The 18,234-nt window shown below is 65.3% G+C and carries 17 protein-coding genes and 1 tRNA gene; 10 read left to right on the top strand and 8 right to left on the bottom strand.

Annotated features, from left to right (window positions below):
- Positions 1–2 precede the first annotated feature (2 nt).
- The 3 genes from HHL13_RS02875 to HHL13_RS02865 are packed head-to-tail and all read right to left on the bottom strand — an operon-like array spanning position 3 to position 2,830.
- Positions 3–404 (bottom strand): hypothetical protein, encoded by a 402-nt coding sequence (locus HHL13_RS02875; protein WP_169554249.1) that lies wholly within the window; start codon positions 402–404, stop codon positions 3–5.
- Entirely contained in the window at positions 404–847 is a 444-nt protein-coding gene (locus HHL13_RS02870) for a nuclear transport factor 2 family protein (RefSeq protein WP_169554248.1), read from the bottom strand. The genes HHL13_RS02875 and HHL13_RS02870 overlap by 1 nt, the downstream gene beginning before the upstream one ends.
- A 12-nt stretch (positions 848–859) precedes the next feature.
- Positions 860–2,830: a GGDEF domain-containing phosphodiesterase gene (locus tag HHL13_RS02865; protein ID WP_346775466.1), complete on the bottom strand. Its 1,971-nt coding sequence runs from the start codon at positions 2,828–2,830 to the stop codon at positions 860–862.
- A gap of 75 nt (positions 2,831–2,905) precedes the next feature.
- Between HHL13_RS02865 and moaA the strand changes: the two genes are divergently transcribed.
- The 7 genes from moaA (at position 2,906) to HHL13_RS02830 (ending at position 7,875) form a co-directional block, all read left to right on the top strand.
- Positions 2,906–3,904 (top strand): GTP 3',8-cyclase MoaA, encoded by a 999-nt coding sequence (gene moaA / locus HHL13_RS02860; RefSeq protein ID WP_169554247.1) that lies wholly within the window; start codon positions 2,906–2,908, stop codon positions 3,902–3,904.
- Positions 3,901–4,671 carry an NAD kinase gene (locus HHL13_RS02855; RefSeq protein WP_169554246.1) on the top strand — a complete coding sequence of 257 codons (771 nt, stop codon included), beginning with the start codon at positions 3,901–3,903 and terminating at the stop codon, positions 4,669–4,671. The genes moaA and HHL13_RS02855 overlap by 4 nt, the downstream gene beginning before the upstream one ends.
- A gap of 76 nt (positions 4,672–4,747) precedes the next feature.
- Positions 4,748–4,822, top strand: a tRNA-Asn gene (locus HHL13_RS02850).
- Between the two features lie 141 nt (positions 4,823–4,963).
- Complete coding sequence (locus HHL13_RS02845; protein WP_169554245.1) at positions 4,964–5,587, top strand: MSMEG_1061 family FMN-dependent PPOX-type flavoprotein; 624 nt, start codon at positions 4,964–4,966, stop codon at positions 5,585–5,587.
- A 54-nt stretch (positions 5,588–5,641) separates the two neighbouring features.
- On the top strand, positions 5,642–6,655 hold the full coding sequence (locus HHL13_RS02840) for an adenosine deaminase (RefSeq protein ID WP_169554244.1): 1,014 nt from the start codon (positions 5,642–5,644) through the stop codon (positions 6,653–6,655).
- A gap of 1 nt (position 6,656) precedes the next feature.
- Complete coding sequence (locus tag HHL13_RS02835) at positions 6,657–7,175, top strand: phosphoribosyltransferase family protein (protein ID WP_169554243.1); 519 nt, start codon at positions 6,657–6,659, stop codon at positions 7,173–7,175.
- A gap of 157 nt (positions 7,176–7,332) precedes the next feature.
- A complete protein-coding gene (locus HHL13_RS02830) occupies positions 7,333–7,875 on the top strand; it encodes a hypothetical protein (protein ID WP_346775465.1) in 543 nt (180 codons plus the stop codon).
- 72 nt (positions 7,876–7,947) lie between these two features.
- Here the strand turns inward: HHL13_RS02830 and secA are convergent, their stop codons facing one another.
- The 4 genes from secA to HHL13_RS02810 form a co-directional block, all read right to left on the bottom strand.
- Positions 7,948–10,692 (bottom strand): preprotein translocase subunit SecA, encoded by a 2,745-nt coding sequence (gene secA, locus HHL13_RS02825; RefSeq protein WP_169554241.1) that lies wholly within the window; start codon positions 10,690–10,692, stop codon positions 7,948–7,950.
- 123 nt (positions 10,693–10,815) lie between these two features.
- Positions 10,816–11,082 (bottom strand): hypothetical protein, encoded by a 267-nt coding sequence (locus tag HHL13_RS02820; RefSeq protein ID WP_169554240.1) that lies wholly within the window; start codon positions 11,080–11,082, stop codon positions 10,816–10,818.
- A gap of 127 nt (positions 11,083–11,209) precedes the next feature.
- Positions 11,210–12,097, bottom strand: a complete 888-nt coding sequence (locus tag HHL13_RS02815; protein ID WP_169554239.1) for an energy transducer TonB — start codon at positions 12,095–12,097, stop codon at positions 11,210–11,212.
- Positions 12,098–12,207: 110 nt separating this feature from the next.
- A complete protein-coding gene (locus HHL13_RS02810; RefSeq protein WP_206376825.1) occupies positions 12,208–15,039 on the bottom strand; it encodes a TonB-dependent receptor in 2,832 nt (943 codons plus the stop codon).
- 410 nt (positions 15,040–15,449) lie between these two features.
- Here HHL13_RS02810 and HHL13_RS02805 point away from each other — a divergent pair, with 410 nt between their 5' ends.
- From HHL13_RS02805 to HHL13_RS02795, 3 genes are all read left to right on the top strand, one after another.
- Complete coding sequence (locus tag HHL13_RS02805; protein WP_240953603.1) at positions 15,450–16,262, top strand: 2-keto-4-pentenoate hydratase; 813 nt, start codon at positions 15,450–15,452, stop codon at positions 16,260–16,262.
- 67 nt (positions 16,263–16,329) lie between these two features.
- A complete protein-coding gene (gene argJ, locus HHL13_RS02800) occupies positions 16,330–17,565 on the top strand; it encodes a bifunctional glutamate N-acetyltransferase/amino-acid acetyltransferase ArgJ (protein WP_169554238.1) in 1,236 nt (411 codons plus the stop codon).
- Between the two features lie 74 nt (positions 17,566–17,639).
- Positions 17,640–17,861 (top strand): hypothetical protein, encoded by a 222-nt coding sequence (locus HHL13_RS02795; RefSeq protein ID WP_169554237.1) that lies wholly within the window; start codon positions 17,640–17,642, stop codon positions 17,859–17,861.
- Between the two features lie 41 nt (positions 17,862–17,902).
- Here the strand turns inward: HHL13_RS02795 and trxA are convergent, their stop codons facing one another.
- Complete coding sequence (gene trxA, locus HHL13_RS02790) at positions 17,903–18,223, bottom strand: thioredoxin (RefSeq protein WP_169554236.1); 321 nt, start codon at positions 18,221–18,223, stop codon at positions 17,903–17,905.
- Between the last annotated feature and the right edge of the window lie 11 nt (positions 18,224–18,234).

Raw genomic sequence — 18,234 nt, 5'->3', positions numbered from 1 at the left:
CTTCAGCGGACCGGCGTTTCCAGTTCCGCTTCTTCCTCGGCTTCCAGTTCGGCTGCGGAGAATTTCTCGCGCTGCATCGTGAATCCGGCGCCGAGACCATCCACGTTCCATCTGCCGGAGATCGTCGTGCCTTCCGCATCGATCGAGCCGGAATAATCGACGGCGTGATCCCAGCCGTTGCCGCCATCATATTGCTTGAGGAAGCGGACCGCCGATCCCTCGCGCCCGCCCGTCACATAGGCGCGCCGGATATCCGATACCCCGCTGTCGTCGGGCTCGGTGATCGTCCCGCCGAACGCACCGGCCGTTTCCTCCAGCAACGCGATGAAGCTGTTGTCGGAACCGCGGAAGAAGCCGGTATAGCGCCCGTACCAGACGCCGCTCACATCGCGCTTGTCGGCCATCAGCTGCTATGGTCCGCGATGATCTTCCAGCCCGTGGTTTCGCGACGGAACACCAATGTGGTCATGCCGGTGAGTTCCTTGCCGCCCGCATCGACCAGCTTCCACCGCGCCGTCAGCAGGGCGTGATCGGTGCCGAGCATCCGGAAATCCTCGAAGGTGAAGGACAGCCGCGTCGCGCCCGCGCCCCGGTTCGGTCCGAACTGTTCGGGATAACCCGACAGATAACGCGCCCGCACCGCCGGTTTGCCTCGCGCAATGCCCTTTTCGGTGGTGAAGCTGGTCGCCGGATCGTCGGAATAGATCGCCAGGAAGCGATCGACGTTCCCGGCATCCCACCCCGCCGCACTATCGGCCATCCCCGCCTCGATGGCGGTACGCGGGTCCTGCGCCGCCGCGGGCAGCGCAAAGACCAGCGCAAGCGAGATCAGCAACCAGCGCAGCATCGTCTTTACTCCTCAGACCCCGACCAGCGACGCCAGCGCGCTGCTTTCGATCGGTGCGGAACACAGGAAGCCCTGGAAATACTGGCACCCTTCCTTGGCCAGCAGATCGAGCTGCTCGGCCGTCTCCACGCCTTCCGCCACCACGGTGAGGCCGAGCGAGCGCGCCATGTCGATCACCCCGCGCACCACCACCCGGTCACGTGCGCTCCCGGTGATGTCCTGGCTCAGATGCTGGTCGATCTTGAGATAGTCGAGCGGCAGCGCCTTCAGATAGGCGAGGCTCGAATAGCCCGTCCCGAAATCGTCGATCGCCACGCGGCACCCGGCGGTGCGCAATTCGCTCAGCAGCCGCGCCGCATCGCCCAGATCCTCCATGATCCCGCTTTCGGTGATCTCGATCGTCAGCCGCTTGCGGGGAAAGCCGCTCGCATCGACTCGCCCGAGCAGGCTGTCGGCAAAGCCCGGCCGCCCGACATCGCCTGCCGTGACATTGATCGAGAGGCGCAGCTTGCCGAGGTTCATCGGCCAGCGCGCCGCCTCGTCGAGCGCGCGCCGCTGGACATGATCGCTCACCGCGCCTTCCAGACCCGCATGGGCCGCGGCGGCGAACAGCGTCTCCGCTCCGATCTCGCCCAGCCTGGGATGCCGCCACCGCGCCAGCGCCTCGACACCGGTGATCATCTTGGTCGCGATCGATACTTGCGGCTGGAACAGCACGCTCAGTTCGTTGCGTTCAAGCGCAAGGCGCAAATCCCCGGCCAGCACATCGAGCGAAGCCGCAGACTCTTCGCGCGGCGCATGCCCGTCGAACAGCGTGTCGCTCGCCCGCCGCAACAGGCTTGCGGCGCTGTCGCCCTCGACGCTGATCGCAGACGCCAGCTTGGCTCCGAGCGGCAGGAAATTGCCCGCGACCACGAACGGCCGCTCGATCGCTTCCTCGAACTTCGCCGAAGCCGCCGCGATCGCGTCGGCATCCGCATCGTCGCTCGCCACGAGGAATTCGGATCCACCCATTCGCGCCACGACCGCGCGCCGTCCCAGCGCTTCGCGCGCGGCTTCCGCCAGCCGCCGCGAGACCGCGCGAAGCAACGCATCGCCCGCAGGGCGGCCATAGGCAGTATTGACTGTCTCGAAGCGCGTGAGCCCGATCAGGATCGCCGAAACCGTGGCGCCGTCGCCCAGTCGCCGGTCGATCCAGCGCCGCGCGCCCGCCGCATCGCGCGTTCCGGTCAGCGCGTCGCGGACCGCAGCTCCCGCATCGGGCGCGTCGCCCAGCCGCTCCACCAGGCCGCTCAACCGCCCCGTCCGCGTATCGCGCTGGATATGCTGCACTACGCGGCCGATCCCCGGCAGGTCATGCGCGAAGGCCGTGGTCGGCTTCTCCACGGTCAGCCGCCGGATCGCCACCCGGCCGAGCTTGCGGTCAGCGCTATCCGCCAGCCGAATCGCTTCGCGCAGGCCGGGCGCATCGCCCAGGCCGAGCAGCGCCGCCAGCGCTGGCGTGACCTGAAGCGACCGGAGTTCGCCATCATAGCGCCAGCCGAGCGGCTCGGTAACGTCGCCTCCGCCGCCGAAGCCGCTCGCCAGCCGCTCGACATGGCGCAGGGCAAAACGGATCGCCTGCGCGATCCCCGCGGTCGACATCGGGCTGCTCAGGAAATGAGTCGCGCCGGCATCGTAGAAATGGCGCATGTGGATCGTGTCGCTTTGCGAAACGAGGATCAGCATCGCGCCGCCATTGACCTCGATCGCGCTTCCCAGCGCCTTCGCCGCTTCCAGCCCGTCGCTCAGCGCACCCCGCGCGTCGATCACCGCCAGCGCCGCGCCGCTGGTCAGGAAGCGCCGCTCGACCCCCTCGCCGCGCCGCGCAGCAACCACGCGCCACCCTGCCCCGGCCGCAGCGGAGGCAAGCTCGTCCCGCTGGCGGAACGAAAGCACGAATACGGGCGCATCGGCGGGAGTCGCAGGATCGGTTTCGGTCACTCTCCTACGCTTCCCCGCTCTGCAACGACTTGTCGAGGCTTGTTTGCCCGGATGTTAGCGCTTACGCCACCCTGCATGGCCTGCGCGCCCTCCTTGATAGACGGTCACGGCCGCGCGATCCGTTATCTGCGTATCTCCGTGACCGATCGCTGCGACCTTCGCTGCCGCTATTGCATGGCGGAGGCGATGACTTTCCTGCCGCGCGACGCAGTGCTCAGCCTCGAGGAAATCGCGCTGATCGCCGAGCGCTTCATCGCCAGCGGCGTGCGCAAGATCCGGCTGACCGGCGGCGAGCCGCTGGTGCGGCGCGACATGATCGATCTGGCCCATCGCCTCGGCCGTCAGATCGGTACAGGGCTGGACGAACTCACCCTCACCACCAACGGCACGCGCCTCGCGCAACATGCCGAGGCGCTCCATGACGCCGGCATCCGCCGCGTCAATGTGAGCATGGACAGCCGCGATCCGGGGACATTCCGCTACATCACCCGCCACGGCGACGTGTCGAAGGTGCTGGAAGGCATCGCCGCCGCGAAGGCTGCGGGTCTCGCGGTGAAGATCAACATGGTCGCGCTCAAGGGGCTTAACGAGGACGAGATCGCGCCGATGCTGGCATGGTGCCGCGACGAAGGCCACGATCTCACGCTGATCGAGACGATGCCGCTGGGCCTGATCGACGAAGACCGCGCCGATCGCTTCCTGCCGCTGACGAAGGTGATGGACGTGCTCAAGGGCCAGTTCGACCTGTCGTTCGACAGTCACGTCACCGGCGGTCCCGCGCGCTACTGGCGCATCGCGGGCACCGACACTCGGCTCGGCCTCATCTCGCCACTGACCCAGAATTTCTGCGCGACCTGCAACCGTGTCCGCCTGTCGACCGACGGCAAGCTGCACATGTGCCTCGGCCATGACGATTCGGTCGATCTCAAGCGGGCGATTCGCTCCGGCGGTCTGGCCGAAGTCGATGCGCGCATCGCGGAAGCCCTCGCGCTCAAGCCCGAGCGGCACGACTTCAGCGTCGAACGCGGCGCCGCACCCGCCGTCGGCCGCCATATGAGCGTGACCGGCGGATGAGCATCGCCCGCGCGCTGGTCGCATCGCCCACCCCGCCCGCGCAGGCCGCGGAAGAGGAACTGCGCCAGGCCTATGACTGGGTGCCGTTCAACGAAGCCGACACCGTGGTCGCGCTTGGTGGCGACGGTTTCATGCTCCAGACACTGCACATGATGCTGGAAGCGCGCCGGATCGTGCCGGTGTTCGGCATGAACCTGGGCACCGTTGGTTTCCTGATGAACGAATGGCGGCTGGAAGGGCTGAACGATCGCCTGATCCGCGCCAAGCCGTTCAAGGTCTCGCCGCTGCGGATGCACGCGGTGACGATTCATGGCGAGCAGGTCGAACTGCCGGCGATCAACGAAGTCTCCTTCCTGCGCGAAACCCGCCAGACCGCGAAGCTGGAAGTGACGGTCAACGATCGCATCGTCTTGCCCGAGCTGGTGTGCGACGGGTTGCTGGTCGCTACGCCCGCCGGCTCCACCGCTTATAATCTGTCGGTTCAGGGCCCGATCCTGCCACTGGGCTCGGGAATGCTGGCGATGACGCCGATCAGCCCCTTCCGCCCCCGCCGCTGGAGCGGAGCGATCCTGCCTGAAAAGGCGCGAATCGGCATCCGCGTGCTCGAGGCGGACAAGCGCCCGGTCAGCGCGGTGGGCGACCAGCGCGAAGTCCGCGAAGTCTCGCGAGTCGATATCGTGATCGATCCGCTGCGCGATCTCACCTTGTTGTTCGATCCCGAGCACGCGCTGGATGACCGGATTACGATGGAGCAATTCGTCGCCTGACCGCGGCGGTGCAAAATTCATCGCATGACCCGCTTGCATCGCTCGAAAGCAGCGCTATAGAGCGCCCTCCGGCTATTCCCTGATAGCTCAGCGGTAGAGCTCTCGACTGTTAATCGAGCGGCCGTAGGTTCGAATCCTACTCAGGGAGCCAGCCGGCTCAGGCGCCCATCGGGCGGCGCCGAAGCCTCCGAAATCGTGAAGCGACAGTCCGGCCTCGACCGGCGCCTGCCCTTGCGCTTTGTCCGCATTGCATTGCATGACATTTGCGAGTGAGTCGCAACAAGGAAGTGCCATGCTCGAATTCCAGCGGATCGAGACCGAAGCCGGGCTTCGCGAAATCTATGCCGAGCCGAGCAAGCCGGTGCGCGACAAGAGCTTCCCGCATCTCGACAAGCACAGCCGACGTTATCTCGAACTTTCGCCCTTTTTCTGCATCGGATCTGCGCGTTCCGGCGAACTGGGCGACGTATCCCCGCGCGGCGGCGAGCCCGGCTTCGTCCATGTCCTCGACGATACTCACATCGCCTTCCCGGATCGCCCCGGGAACAACCGGCTCGATACGCTGGTCAACTTCATCCACAATCCGGCCGTCGGGATGCTGTTCTTCCTGCCCGGCGTGCAGGACATGATGCGGATCAACGGCATCGCCGCGATCACCGTCGACGCCGGATTGATGACGCGCTTCGTCCATGACGGGAAACCGCCCCGCTCGGTGATCGTGGTCGAGACCCGCGAAGTCTATTTCCACTGTTCCAAGGCGTTGCGCCGTTCGGACCTGTGGAATCCGGAGAAGCATGTTCCGCGCGGGGGTTTTCCGACGCTGGGCCAGATCGCGAAGGATCAGGCCGGCCTTCCAATCCCCGCGAAGCTGATCGACTTCGCGCTGGGCCGGGATGCACGCAAGAACCTGTATTGAGAGGCCCGATACACCGCTTGCGCGCTTCCCCGCCCCCTGCGATGTTCGCCTCCCATGAGCGACCTCGACGCCTTCATCGCCGGCCTGCCCAAGGCCGAGCTTCACCTCCATATCGAAGGCAGCCTCGAGCCCGAGCAGATGTTCGAGTTCGCGCAGCGCAACGGCGTGGAAATCCCGTTCAAATCGGTCGAGGAAGTGCGCGCCGCGTATGAATTCTCGAATCTGCAGGACTTTCTCGACATCTATTATGCTGGCGCGAACGTGCTGCGCACCGAAGAGGATTTCCGCGACCTCGCCCTCGCCTATTTCGATCGCGCGGCGGCGGACGGCGTGGTCCATGCCGAGATCTTCTTCGATCCCCAGACCCACACCGCGCGCGGCATTCCCTTCGGCGTCGTCGCCAATGGCCTGCTCGCGGGCATGGCGGCGGCCGAAGCGAAGCATGGCCTCACCTCGAAGCTGATTCTCTGCTTTTTGCGCCATCTCGACGAAGCCGACGCGTTCCGCACGCTGGAACAGGCCCAGCCCTGGATCGACCAGATCGAAGGCGTTGGGCTCGATTCCTCCGAAGTCGGCCATCCGCCGTCCAAATTCGAGCGCGTCTTCGCCGCAGCCGCCGCGATGGGCCTGAAGCGCGTCGCCCATGCCGGCGAGGAAGGGCCGCCCGAATATGTCCATGAGGCGCTGAATCTGCTCCGGATCGACCGGCTCGATCATGGCAACCGCTCGCTGGAGGACCCTGCTCTCGTCGCCCGGCTGGCGCGAGAGGCGATGACGCTGACCGTCTGCCCGCTTTCCAACGTCAAATTGTGCAACGTCGCGTCGATCGACGTCCATCCGATCGACCGGATGCTGAAGCTCGGCCTGCGCGCGACGATCAATTCGGACGATCCGTCCTATTTCGGCGGCTATATCGGCGACAATTATCGTGCCGTGGCAGGCGGGCGCGGGCTCGATCGCGACGATCTGGTCACGCTGGCGCGCAACAGCTTCCTCGGCTCCTTCCTCCCCGACGATGCCGTGGCGGCGCACCTCGCCCGGCTCGACGCCTATGCAGCGGCGAACTGACATGGAAATCGTCTTCACGCCCTTTACCCATGCCGAAATGGTCGAAGGCGTTCAGGCCGTCGCGGACGCGATGGATGCGGAAGGCTGGCGGCCCTCGCTGCTGGTCGGCGTCGGGCGCGGCGGGCTGACCCCGGCGGTCTATCTGTCGCACCGCATGGGCCTTCAGCTCGTTTCGATCGATCACAGCGCGAAAATCGCGCCGTTCGGGCAGGAACTGGTGACCGTGCTGGCGCAGCGCACCCGCGACGGCGATCATTTGCTGTTCGTCGAGGACATCAACGACAGCGGCAAGACGATCGGCGAGATCCGCGACGCGCTGACGGCCGAAGGCGCCGACCTCAGCCAGATCCGCTTCGCCGTGCTGCTCAACAACCTCAATTCGTCGCAGACCGTCGATTACTGGTTCCGCGCGATCGATCGCAGGGTGGACAAGGACTGGTTCGTCTTCCCGTGGGAAGCGATGGCGCCGGATTCGGTCCTGGCGGCCGAAGCGATGGAAGTGCCCGAGCGGCTCGCCTGAACATCCGTTCAGGCCCGGTCAATCGCGGATGTGCAACGGTTCGCCGTCGATATCGCCGGATACATTGTCCCGGCGGCGCGTTCGGATCGCCAGAGAACGGAGAGAAGTAATGTCCGGGAAAATCTTTAGACATCCACGCCTTAGGGCTCTTGGCCTGGTGCTGGCGGCAAGCGTGGCGGTTACCGCCTGCGCCTATCCCACGCCATACCGCGCGGCAAACACGGCGAGCGACCGCACCGGCTATTCGGATCAGCAGATCGAGAATGACCGTTTCCAGGTCAATTTCGCGGGAAACAGCCTCACCTCGCGCGAAACGGTCGAGCGCTACCTGCTCTATCGTTCGGCGGAACTGACGCTGCAAAAGGGCTTCGACCATTTCGTGCTGGTCAGCCGCGATACCGAGACTCGCACGACCACGACCGTCGATCGCAGCTGGGGCGCCGGCGGCGGCCCTTGGGGCTATTGGCGCCCGTCATGGCGCTGGTATCGCCCCAGCTATGGCTGGCGCAGCTGGAATCCGTTCTACGACGATCCCTTCATGCGCGATTTCGACGTGCGGACGATCAATCAGTACGAAGCCACCGCAGAGATCGTCACCGGCCGCGGTCCGAAGCCGGCGGGCAATGTCCGCGCCTTCGACGCGCGCGAAGTGGTCGATCGCCTCGGCCCTTCCATCGAGCTGCCCAAGCCGCGCAACTGATCGCGGCGGATCGCCGAAACAAAAAAGGGGAGGGTTCGTACCCTCCCCTTTTTCTTGTCCCGAACGCCCGGCTTACGCGGTCAGCGCCCCGTGGCAATGCTTGTACTTGCGTCCCGAGCCGCACGGGCACGGCGCGTTGCGGCTGACCTGACCTTCCCACTGGGCCGGATCCATGCCGGCAAGCTCGCCCTCGGGCTGTGCCAGGCCGAATTGCGGAATGCGCGTGGTGATCAGGCCGGACGCTCCCGCGTCCCAGTCCATCGTATTGTCGTCGCCGGTCAGCGGATCGATATGCGTCGTCAGGAAGTCCGGCAGCTCGGGCAGCGCCGGCGGCGCTTCGTAGCGGAACTGGGCATAGGCCAGCGTGCGCGTCACGTCCTCGCGGATGCTGCTCAGCATACGCTCGAACATCGCGAACGCTTCCTGCTTATACTCGTTCAGCGGCGTCTTCTGCGCATAGGCGCGCAGATGGATCACCTGCTTGATCGCGTCGAGCAGCGCGAGATGCTCCTTCCAGTGATGGTCGAGATTCTGGAGCAGGATCGACTTTTCGATGCTGGTCCAGGTTTCCGGTTCCAGATCGGCGGCCTTGTCGTTGACGACCTTGTCGGCCGCTTCGCGAATCCGCTCCTCCAGCGTCTCGGGCTCGATCGCTTCCTCGTGCTTGATCCACTCGTCGATCGGCGCGTCGACATTGAGCGTCTCGAGCACGCGCAGCTTGAGCGCCTCGACGTCCCACTGTTCCGGATAGGTGTCCGGCGGGCAGGCGGTGCCGACGATCTCGTTCACCGTCTCGGCGCGCATGTCGATCACGACGTCGCCCACGGCGTCCGCGTCCATGATGTCCGAGCGCTGCTCGTAGATCACCTTGCGCTGATCGTTCATCACGTCGTCATATTCGACGACCTGCTTGCGGATGTCGTAGTTGCGCGCCTCGACCTTCTTCTGCGCGGTCTCGATCGCCTTGGTCAGCCACTTGCTGCCGATCGCTTCGCCGTCCTCGATGTTCGAACGCATCATGCGAGCGAACAGGGTATTCGAACCGAAGATGCGCAGCAGATCGTCGTCGAGCGACAGATAGAAGCGCGACAGGCCCGGATCGCCCTGACGGCCCGAACGGCCGCGCAGCTGGTTGTCGATGCGGCGGCTCTCGTGACGCTCGGTGCCGAGCACGAACAGGCCGCCCGCGGCCTTCACCTTTTCCTTTTCCTCGGCGACCTCGGCCTTGATCCGCGCGATCGCGGCGTCACGCTCCGGCCCCTCGGGCATGTCCTTCAGTTCGTCCTCGACGCGGAACTCCCAGTTGCCGCCCAGCTGAATGTCGGTGCCGCGGCCCGCCATGTTGGTCGAAACGGTGACCACGCCCAGGCGGCCCGCCTGCGCGACGATGTGCGCCTCGCTCTCGTGGAAGCGGGCGTTGAGCACCTCGTGCTTCACCTTTTCCTTGTTGAGGAATTCGGAAAGCAGCTCGGACTTTTCGATCGAGACCGTGCCGACCAGCACCGGCTGGCCCTTGGCCTGATGCTCCCGGATCTTCTTCGCGATCGCGGCGAACTTGTCCTTGGTGTCCTTGTAGAACTCGTCTTCCTCGTCGATGCGCTTCACCGACAGGTTGGTCGGGATGGTGACGACGTTCATCTTGTAGATGTCGAAGAATTCCGGGGCCTCGGTCGCTGCCGTGCCGGTCATGCCGCCCAGCTTGGGGTACATGCGGAAATAGTTCTGGAAGGTGATCGAGGCGAGCGTCTGGTTCTCCGGCTCGATATCCACGCCTTCCTTGGCTTCCACCGCCTGGTGCAGGCCGTCCGACCAGCGCCGCCCGTCCATCATGCGGCCGGTGAACTCGTCGATGATGACGACCTTGCCGTCCTTCACGATGTAATCGGTGTCCCGCTTGAACATCATGTTGGCGCGCAGCGACTGGTTCAGGTGGTGGACCACCTGGGTGTTCTCGTAATCGTACAGGTTCGCACCCACCAGCACGCCGGCATCCTCGAGCATCCGCTCGGCCCGCTCGGTGCCGCTCTCGGTCAGGATGATCGAGCGCTGCTTCTCGTCCTTCTCGTAATCCTCGGGGACGAACTGCTTCACGATCGCGTCGACGCTCATATAGAGCTCGCTGCGGTCGTCGGTCGGGCCGGAGATGATCAGCGGGGTGCGGGCCTCGTCGATCAGGATCGAGTCGACTTCGTCGACGATCGCGAAATTGAACGCGCGCTGGGTCATCGACGCGCGGTCATATTTCATATTGTCGCGCAGATAGTCGAAGCCGAACTCGTTGTTCGTGCCGTAGGTGATGTCCGAGGCATAGGCTTCGCGGCGCTCATGGTCGGACAGGTTGGGCACGATCACGCCCACGGTCAGGCCGAGGAAGCGATAGACCTGCCCCATCCACTCCGCGTCGCGGCGGGCGAGATAATCGTTCACCGTCACGACGTGCACGCCGGTGCCCGGCAGCGCGTTGAGATAGGTCGCCAGCGTCGCCACCAGCGTCTTGCCCTCGCCCGTGCGCATTTCGGCGATTTCGCCGCGATGGAGCACGATACCGCCGATCATCTGCACGTCGAAGTGCCGCATCCCGAGCACGCGCACCGCCGCTTCGCGCACGGTGGCGAAGGCTTCGGGAAGGATGTTGTCGAGCTTCTCGTCATTGGCGAGACGCTCGCGGAACTTGACGGTCTGCGCCGCCAGCTCCTCGTCGCTCATCGCAGAGATGGTGGGTTCGAATGCATTGATCTTGGCAACGATGCTGTGAAGCGACTTCACATAGCGTTCGTTCGAGGAGCCGAAGAGAGTCTTGGCCAGACCGCCGAGCATTGGAATTCCTGTCGTATCTTGAGATGGATCGATGCGTGCGCGCCGCTGAACGGCTTACGCGCGCAGAAGTGCCGGATGGCGGCACATGAAATGGAAACGGCCCGCGCGAACGGCGGGCCGGACTCATTCGAGACGGCGCTCGAAGACCTGTGCGATGCTGCGCAGCGGGGCGGCGGCGAGGCGCGGCCATGCCGAGCGCTCCGGCCGCGCCGCGATGGCGGGCATCACCGATGCGGGGATCGCGCGCCGCGCCGGCTGGACCGCAGCCTGCACGCCCTGCGCCGAACGGACCACCGCCACGCCCTGAACCTGACGCGCAACGTCAGCCCGATCGCCGGACGAACCGGTCAGGCTGGCGAAGAACGCGGTAAGGAGAAGCAGCAGTTCCAAACTCAATCCCTGTTTACTGCGACGCGAGACGCAGTTGAGGTGCGGACATAGTGCCTCGGACCCAATTCGCCAATCCGAAATGAACCGTTGCTGTCCCGGTTTCCGATGCAGGCTCCGGAAATAGGGCTCAGGTGATCGTTTCGCCGGGACCTGCCCGGAACGGCTGTTTGACGGGCTGTTGAGGCTGAAGACGCAGGCGCAGAACAGCGCGCATCGACGTCACCCGATGCGACTTTCCGTCCGCCGGTGCAAAGTAGCGCAGCCGGCTTGGACAGGCCCGGGGCGGATCGCCCGCCTGCCCCAGCCCGCGCGCCTCGACCAGCGTACAGCCGGAAACCGTGCCGTCCTTGCCGATGGTGTAGCGCAAGCGGATGAGCGCCAGCACCTCGACACCAGCAGGAATAGCCGACGCCTCGGCACCATCCACGACATGAGATTCGCGAACTTCGATCACCGCACCGCCGTGATTCTCTCCGAGAAGCTGCGTTCGATCGACTGTACGCACACGCTGCAGCCACCCGCACGGATTGGTATAGCCGGGCACCGGTCCGGCGCTTTGCACGGCGCAGCCGACGAGCGTGTTCGAAGGATCGAAGGTAAACCGGTTCAGCCGGGTCCAGGAGGCAGGCGCCTGTGCTTCCATATCCAGCATCCAGCGAAAGCGGCTGGGCCAGCTCGATGCGATCGCCCGCCCCGCGGCGTCCCGGGCCGGCTCGAATTCGGCGCGCTCGCGCATCAATTCACAAGCGCGGGTATCGAGCAGCGACCATCCGCTGGAAGTCGTGATGTTGCATGCGGTGACCGCGCCATCCGCGCCGACGCTTATCCGGAAGCTCGGCCATCCCTCCGCCTGAACCAGCATGGCGAGCAGCGGATAATCATCATTGGTGACCCAGGTCTGCGGCATCCCTTTGGGTCGGGGCCGTGACGTCGATGTTGGTGCCGGCGCGGCAGCCGGCGGCGGCGCGTCCTGCCCTGCCATCATCATGGCAAGCATCGTCAGCAATAACGGCATCCGTTCCTCCGATAAGGTCGCGATTGTGCGTTCCCCGCCCCGGAAACGCAATCGCCGCGCCCGGGGGCACTCCCGGACGCGGCGATCATAGGCGACCCTCTTCGGGAAGGTTACATCTTGAAACGCGCACCGATCAGGATGGTGCGGCCGAAATGGTTGTACTCGTAATTCCGGTCGGCGCCGAAATCGGTGTAGCGATCGCGATAGGCGTCGGTCAGGTTGGTGCCTTCCACCGAGAGTTCGATCTGCGGCGTGAGCTTGTACCGGATCGACGCGTCGACATTGGTGATCGCGTTATAGCCCTCATAGAGGTTGCCGGTGCCCGACAGCGCATCGACATAGGGTCCGCGATAGCTGACCGAGACGCGCGCCGAGAACTTGCTGTCCTCATAGTAGATGGTGCCGTTGAACGCGCGCTTCGACAGGCCGAACAGCGTCGAGCTGCTGGTGATGCTCGGCAGCGTCAGCGAGCCGTTCGCGTTCACCGCCGTCGCCGGGCCGCTCTGCGTATAGCTCGCGGTCGAATCGACGAAGGTGGCGTTGGCGATGCCGCCGAAGTTGCCCAGGAAGCCCGGCAGGAACTTGAACGGAGCCTGCAGCGAGATTTCCATGCCCTCCAGCGACGCGCCCGTGCCGTTCACCGTCGAATTGACCGTCCAGATCGGCTGGGTCTGCTGAACCGGGTTCAGGAACGCCGGCGACGACGCCGCCAGAACCGAGGCCGGCAGGCCGGTCGAAGTGAAGGTCACGCCCGTCTGGGTGCTCGCCACGGGGAAGCTGGCGACATCCTTCTTGAACACCGCGACCGAGAAGATCGACTGCGGCGCGAAATACCATTCCACGGCAAGGTCGTAGGCCGTGGCGCGGAACGGATTGAGGTTCGGATTGCCGAAGGTGACGCGATAGTTGAAGCCGTCGGCCGAACCGCCCGGCGTCAGGTTGCCCAGGCTCGGCCGGGTCATCACGTCCGCGGCGGCCGCGCGGATGATGATGTTGTCGGTCGGAAACAGCGCGAGGTTGAACGAGGGCAGCCAGTCCTCATAGTCGCGCTTGAACGTCACGGTCGCCGCGCCGTTGATGCCCGTCGATTCCTGATCGGTGCGGGCATAGCGGATGCCGGCGTTCAGCGCGTAGCGCAGGCCGAGCAGTTCGCCCTTCGCATCGAACTGCAGATAGCCGCCGCGAACTTCCTCCGTGACGCTACGGTTGTTGCCCACGTCGAGCGCCAGCGGGCGGTTGTACAGGTTGGTGAAGGCCGCGGCCGCGCCGATATTCGGCACCAGCCACTGATTGGTGTTCCCAGCCGGCTGGCCCGCATTGCCCAGCGTGAACAGCTCGGACAGCGCCGCCGTGGCGGGGAAGCCATAGACTGCGGTCGGCCCGAACAGCGAAGTGGGCGAGCAAGTCAGCGTGCCGAGTATGCGATCGACGCCGCCATTGCCGCACACCGCGGTGTCGCGCTGGAACGCGATCGTGTTGTAGTCGAACCGGCGATAGACGCCGCCCGCCTTGACCGTGAAGCCGTCGGCGACATCCCATTCGGTGCGCAGGTTCACCGTGGTGAATTCGTTGGTGACGGTCGACGGGCGATCGCGGATTTCGGCGAGCTGGAAGTTCGCCGGATCGGTGACGCTGGTGCCGAACTGCAGCAGCGGGCTGCGGCTGTTGGTATAGTCGAACTTGTAGCCCTGCGCGTCGCGATCGTCGAAGATGATCGTGGTTTCGACGGGGATGTCGGCGGTCGACTTCGAATAGCCGCCAGCCAGGGTGAAGCGGAATGCCTCGCCCACATCCTGATCCCAGGTGCCGCCGATCTGGTAGAATTCGGTCTCGGACTGGCGCGAATAATGCTCGGTGCGGACCCACGCGTCGTTCAGCGTCGCCGACACCATGTTGCCCTGGCTGTCATAGACCGGGTTGACGACGTTGATCGACCGCTCGTTCGAGCGCAGCAGCACTTCGCCCCACTTCTCTTCGCGGGTTTCCTTGAAGCGCGAATAGAGCGCGTCGATCGAGACCTTGGTCGCGTCGCTCGGCGACCACTGGACGCTGCCGGTGATGCCCAGACGCTCGCGGTCGTGGCGCACTTCGCCATAGCGCGGGATACGCGGGTGGAAGGCGAGCGCCGCCTGGGTGCACGCCGGAACCGCGAGCCAGGTGCCGCCCGAATTCGGGGTGCTCCAGCAGTTCACGCCATTGACCTGGTCGAACGACGCCTGCGCCCAGCGCACGGTGTTGTTGCCCAGTTCGAGATTGTCGGTCTTCTGCCACGCAGCCGACACCGCGACGCCGAAGCTGCCGTCCGGCGACTTCCACGAGAGCAGCCCGGCAACGCGCGGGCCCCAGTTCTTCGACAGGTCATTGTAGCTGCCCTGCGCCGACGCGACGAGGGTGAAGCCCGACTTGCCGGCCAGCGGATTGCCGGTGTTCAGATCGACCACCGCGCCCAGCGAGCCTTCGTCGAGCGAGGCTTCGGCGGTCTTGTGGACCACGATCGAGCTGAACAGCTCGGATGCGAACACGTTGAAGTCGAATGCACGATCGCGGTTGGCGCTCGCGCCGTCGGTCGAAGTCGCGACGGTCTCGAGACCGTTCAGGCGAACGCGGGTGAACTGCGCGCCAAGGCCGCGCACGGTGATCGCACGGCCTTCGCCGGCGTCACGCTGGATCGAGATGCCCGGAATGCGCTGCAGCGACTCGGCGAGGTTCTGATCGGGGAATTTGGCGATGTCCTCGGCGACGATCGCGTCGACCGACGACACCGATTCGCGCTTCACGTTGAGCGCGGCATCGAGCGATGCGCGGAAACCGGTGACGACGATTTCCTCGCCCTCTTCCTCGGCTGGCGCGTCCTGCGCCTGCGCAGCCGTCGCCAGCGCGAGCGTCGAAGCCGCAGCCAGCGCCATGCAAACGCGCAGCCGTGAACGAGTCGTGATTCGCATCGGAAAAACCTCCCCTATGTGCGGCCGCAGCCGAGCAAGATGCCGCCACGTATGCTCGTGGTCGGCGGGTTGCGGTGTCCATCATTGGATACCGGTGTCATCAGAAACTGGAAGCATAACCCGGCCGTGTCAAGCGAGAGATCGTGGCATTCCGGGCGATCGCGGCTGTCCCGTGTCTTCCCGGATACAGGTGCTTCGTCGCAATTAGGGACAATATGAACGCGCTTGCCGATCGCCCGGCCAATCGCCCCATTCCAGCGAGCGCGGTACCACGCCGAGGCACGGCGATTATATTTGTCCTTATATTACAATATTATAATCGAACGATATGAATGTTTCGCCGTGCTTTGCGGAAGGCCGGAGGTGACATCTCTTGTCATTGACACCGGTATTCCATAAACAAGCCCGATATGGGGAAAGAAGAACCGGGGATGGGAGAGGCACTGAGGATCGCGCAGGCTTTCGTGGCCGCGCGGCGGGGAGCGCATGGGCTTCCCGACTATCCCGGAACCCCTCCCGAGACGCTCAGCGAAGCCTATGAGATTCAGCGCCACGCCATCGCGCTGTGGGGCGAGTCGGTCGCCGGATGGAAGGTCGGCCGCATCAATCCGCCGCTCGATACGAAGCTCGGCGCCAATCGCCTGGCCGGACCGATCTTCTCCAGCGCGATCGTCAATGCCTCGCCTGCCCCGGCCATGCCGGTGTTCGCGGATGGCTTCGCCGCCGCCGAAGCGGAGTTCCTGCTGCGCATCGGCGCGACGCCCGATCCCGCCAAGACCGACTATACGCTCGACGAAGCCGCCGCGCTGATCGATGCGGTGCATGTCGGGTTCGAGATCGCCAGTTCGCCCCATCCGGGGATCAACACCGGCGGCCCGACCGTAACCGTCTCCGATTTCGGTAACAATTACGGCCTCGTCGTCGGTCCCGAAGTCGCCGGATGGCGCGACCAGTCGTTCCTGAAATGGCCGATCAGCCTGTCGATCGACGGGATCGAGGTGGGCAATGCCAGGGCCGAGGACATGCTGGACGGCCCGTTCGGCGCTGCGGCTTTCCTGTTCTCGCTGGCGGCGCGGCTGGGCTTCACGCTCAAGCCGGGCCAGTGGATCTCCTCGGGCGCGGTCACCGGGGTCCACGAAATCGCGGTGGGCCAGAGCAGCACGGCGAAGTTCGGCGACGATTACGAGATAAGCTGCTCGATCACGGCTGCGACGGCGGCGTAACGCCGTCAACGGCATTGATCTTTCCGCCGCCCTGTCCGATGCGCTGCCAGACCTAACCGGAAGGCAGATGCCCGTGTCCATTGCCCGTTCGCCCCTCGCTCCCGAAGGCTTTCCCGATCTGCCGCAGATCGCCGGCGTCACGCCGCGCGTGGCGCGCGCGCGCTACAAGACGTGGGACCGGTGCGACCTGACCTTCGTGACGCTCGATCCGGGCACCGCCGTCGCCGGCGTCCTGACGAAGAGCCGCTGCCCCTCGCCTGAAGTCGAATGGTGCCGCGACGCGCTGCCGCTGGGCACCGCGCGCGCGCTGGTGGTCAATGCCGGCAATTCCAATGCGTTCACGGGAAATCGCGGCCGGGCGGCCGTCGAAGCCATCGCCGCGCGCGTGGCGGGGCATCTCGACTGCAATCCTTCGGACGTGTTCGTCGCCTCCACTGGGGTGATCGGCGTACCGCTGCCGGTGGACAAGGCCGAAGCGGGTCTGGACGCCGCCTTCGCCGCGCCGCAATGCGACTGGCAGGACGCCGCCGCGACGATCATGACCACCGACACGTTCGAAAAGGCCGCGGTGACCAGCGCGGTGATCGGCGACCGGACAGTAAGTCTCGTCGGCATCATCAAGGGTTCGGGCATGATCGCGCCCGACATGGCGACGATGCTCGGCTTCATCTTCACCGACGCAGCGGTCGAACCCGCCTTCCTCCAGGCCGCGCTCGGCGACGCCAATGTCCGCAGCTTCTCGTGCATCACCGTCGATGGCGACACCTCGACCAGCGACACCGTCCTCGCCTTCGCCACCGGCAAGGCAGGCAATGCGCCGATCGCCGGTGACGACAGCGCGGGTGCCGACGCCTTCCGCGCGGCGCTGACAGATCTTTGCACTCAACTGGCGCATCTGGTGGTGCGCGACGGCGAAGGCGCGAGCAAGTTCATCACCATCGATGTCGAAGGCGCGGAAAGCGACGAGAGCGCGCATCGCATCGCGCTGTCGATCGCGAACTCCCCGCTGGTGAAGACTGCCATCGCCGGTGAGGACGCCAATTGGGGCCGGGTGGTGATGGCCGTGGGCAAGGCCGGCGAACCCGCCGAACGCGACCGCCTGTCGATCCGTTTCGGCGAGACGCAGGTCGCGGTGAACGGGCTGGCGGTCGAAGGCTATGACGAAGCTCCGGTGGCCGCACACCTGAAGGGCAGCGACGTCGATATCGGCGTCGATCTGGGCCTGGGCGACGGCCGCGCGACGGTTTGGACCTGCGACCTGACGCACGGCTATATCGCGATCAACGCGGATTACCGGAGCTGAACGACGATATTCGCGAGCGCCTGATCGAGGCATTGATCGCCCGGTGCCGGACGGAAGCGGGCGAAAGCAGAGCAGTGGACCGCTTCACCGATCCGTGCGCGCATCTTGGGATTTGTGAGGAGGATCTGGACGAGGTTCAGATCGACGCGGCCGCCGCAATGGGGCTGCGGCCACCCTGTCCGGGCGAAGCGCTGACTATCCCGTGGAGTGGCCCCGAAGTGCCGCTCGATATCGAGCAGCTTGCCGAATGGATGGCGGCGAACGGCCGCCCGCTGGACGCCCCGCGCGAGGCGTAACGGCGCGGAACGGGCTTGCCGTCCCGCGCCGGAAAGGCCGATTACAGGCCGCGTTCGATCCAGGCCTTGATCTGGCTCTTGGGCATCGCGCCCGGCTGGGTCTGGGCGACTTCGCCATTCTTGAACAGGATCATGGTCGGGAAGCCGCGCACGCCGTACTTGGTGGCGACGTCGAGATGCTCGTCGGCGTCGATCTTCACGATGCTCACCCGATCGGCCATCTCGTCGGCCAGTTCCTCGAGCGCGGGCGCGATCATCTTGCACGGCCCGCACCAGGTCGTGAAGAAATCGACCACCACCGGCTTGTCGGACTTCAGCACATCGGCCTCGAATGCGGCCTCGCTGGTCGTAATGGTTCCCATTGGAATCTCCT

Origin of the sequence: Sphingomonas sp. G-3-2-10, assembly GCF_012927115.1 — a bacterium.
Lineage (GTDB): Bacteria > Pseudomonadota > Alphaproteobacteria > Sphingomonadales > Sphingomonadaceae > Sphingomonas.
Note: the sequence above shows the minus strand (reverse complement) of the source record. Positions and strands in the feature narration are given on the sequence as shown.

Coding starts and splice junctions, on each gene's coding strand:
- HHL13_RS02875 (WP_169554249.1), bottom strand. CDS start 404: ATGGCCGACAAGCGCGATGTGAGCGGCGTCTGGTACGGGCGCTATACC.
- HHL13_RS02870 (WP_169554248.1), bottom strand. CDS start 847: ATGCTGCGCTGGTTGCTGATCTCGCTTGCGCTGGTCTTTGCGCTGCCC.
- moaA (WP_169554247.1), top strand. CDS start 2,906: ATGGCCTGCGCGCCCTCCTTGATAGACGGTCACGGCCGCGCGATCCGT.
- HHL13_RS02855 (WP_169554246.1), top strand. CDS start 3,901: ATGAGCATCGCCCGCGCGCTGGTCGCATCGCCCACCCCGCCCGCGCAG.
- HHL13_RS02845 (WP_169554245.1), top strand. CDS start 4,964: ATGCTCGAATTCCAGCGGATCGAGACCGAAGCCGGGCTTCGCGAAATC.
- HHL13_RS02840 (WP_169554244.1), top strand. CDS start 5,642: ATGAGCGACCTCGACGCCTTCATCGCCGGCCTGCCCAAGGCCGAGCTT.
- HHL13_RS02835 (WP_169554243.1), top strand. CDS start 6,657: ATGGAAATCGTCTTCACGCCCTTTACCCATGCCGAAATGGTCGAAGGC.
- secA (WP_169554241.1), bottom strand. CDS start 10,692: ATGCTCGGCGGTCTGGCCAAGACTCTCTTCGGCTCCTCGAACGAACGC.
- HHL13_RS02815 (WP_169554239.1), bottom strand. CDS start 12,097: ATGCCGTTATTGCTGACGATGCTTGCCATGATGATGGCAGGGCAGGAC.
- HHL13_RS02810 (WP_206376825.1), bottom strand. CDS start 15,039: ATGCGAATCACGACTCGTTCACGGCTGCGCGTTTGCATGGCGCTGGCT.
- HHL13_RS02805 (WP_240953603.1), top strand. CDS start 15,450: ATGGGGAAAGAAGAACCGGGGATGGGAGAGGCACTGAGGATCGCGCAG.
- argJ (WP_169554238.1), top strand. CDS start 16,330: ATGCCCGTGTCCATTGCCCGTTCGCCCCTCGCTCCCGAAGGCTTTCCC.
- trxA (WP_169554236.1), bottom strand. CDS start 18,223: ATGGGAACCATTACGACCAGCGAGGCCGCATTCGAGGCCGATGTGCTG.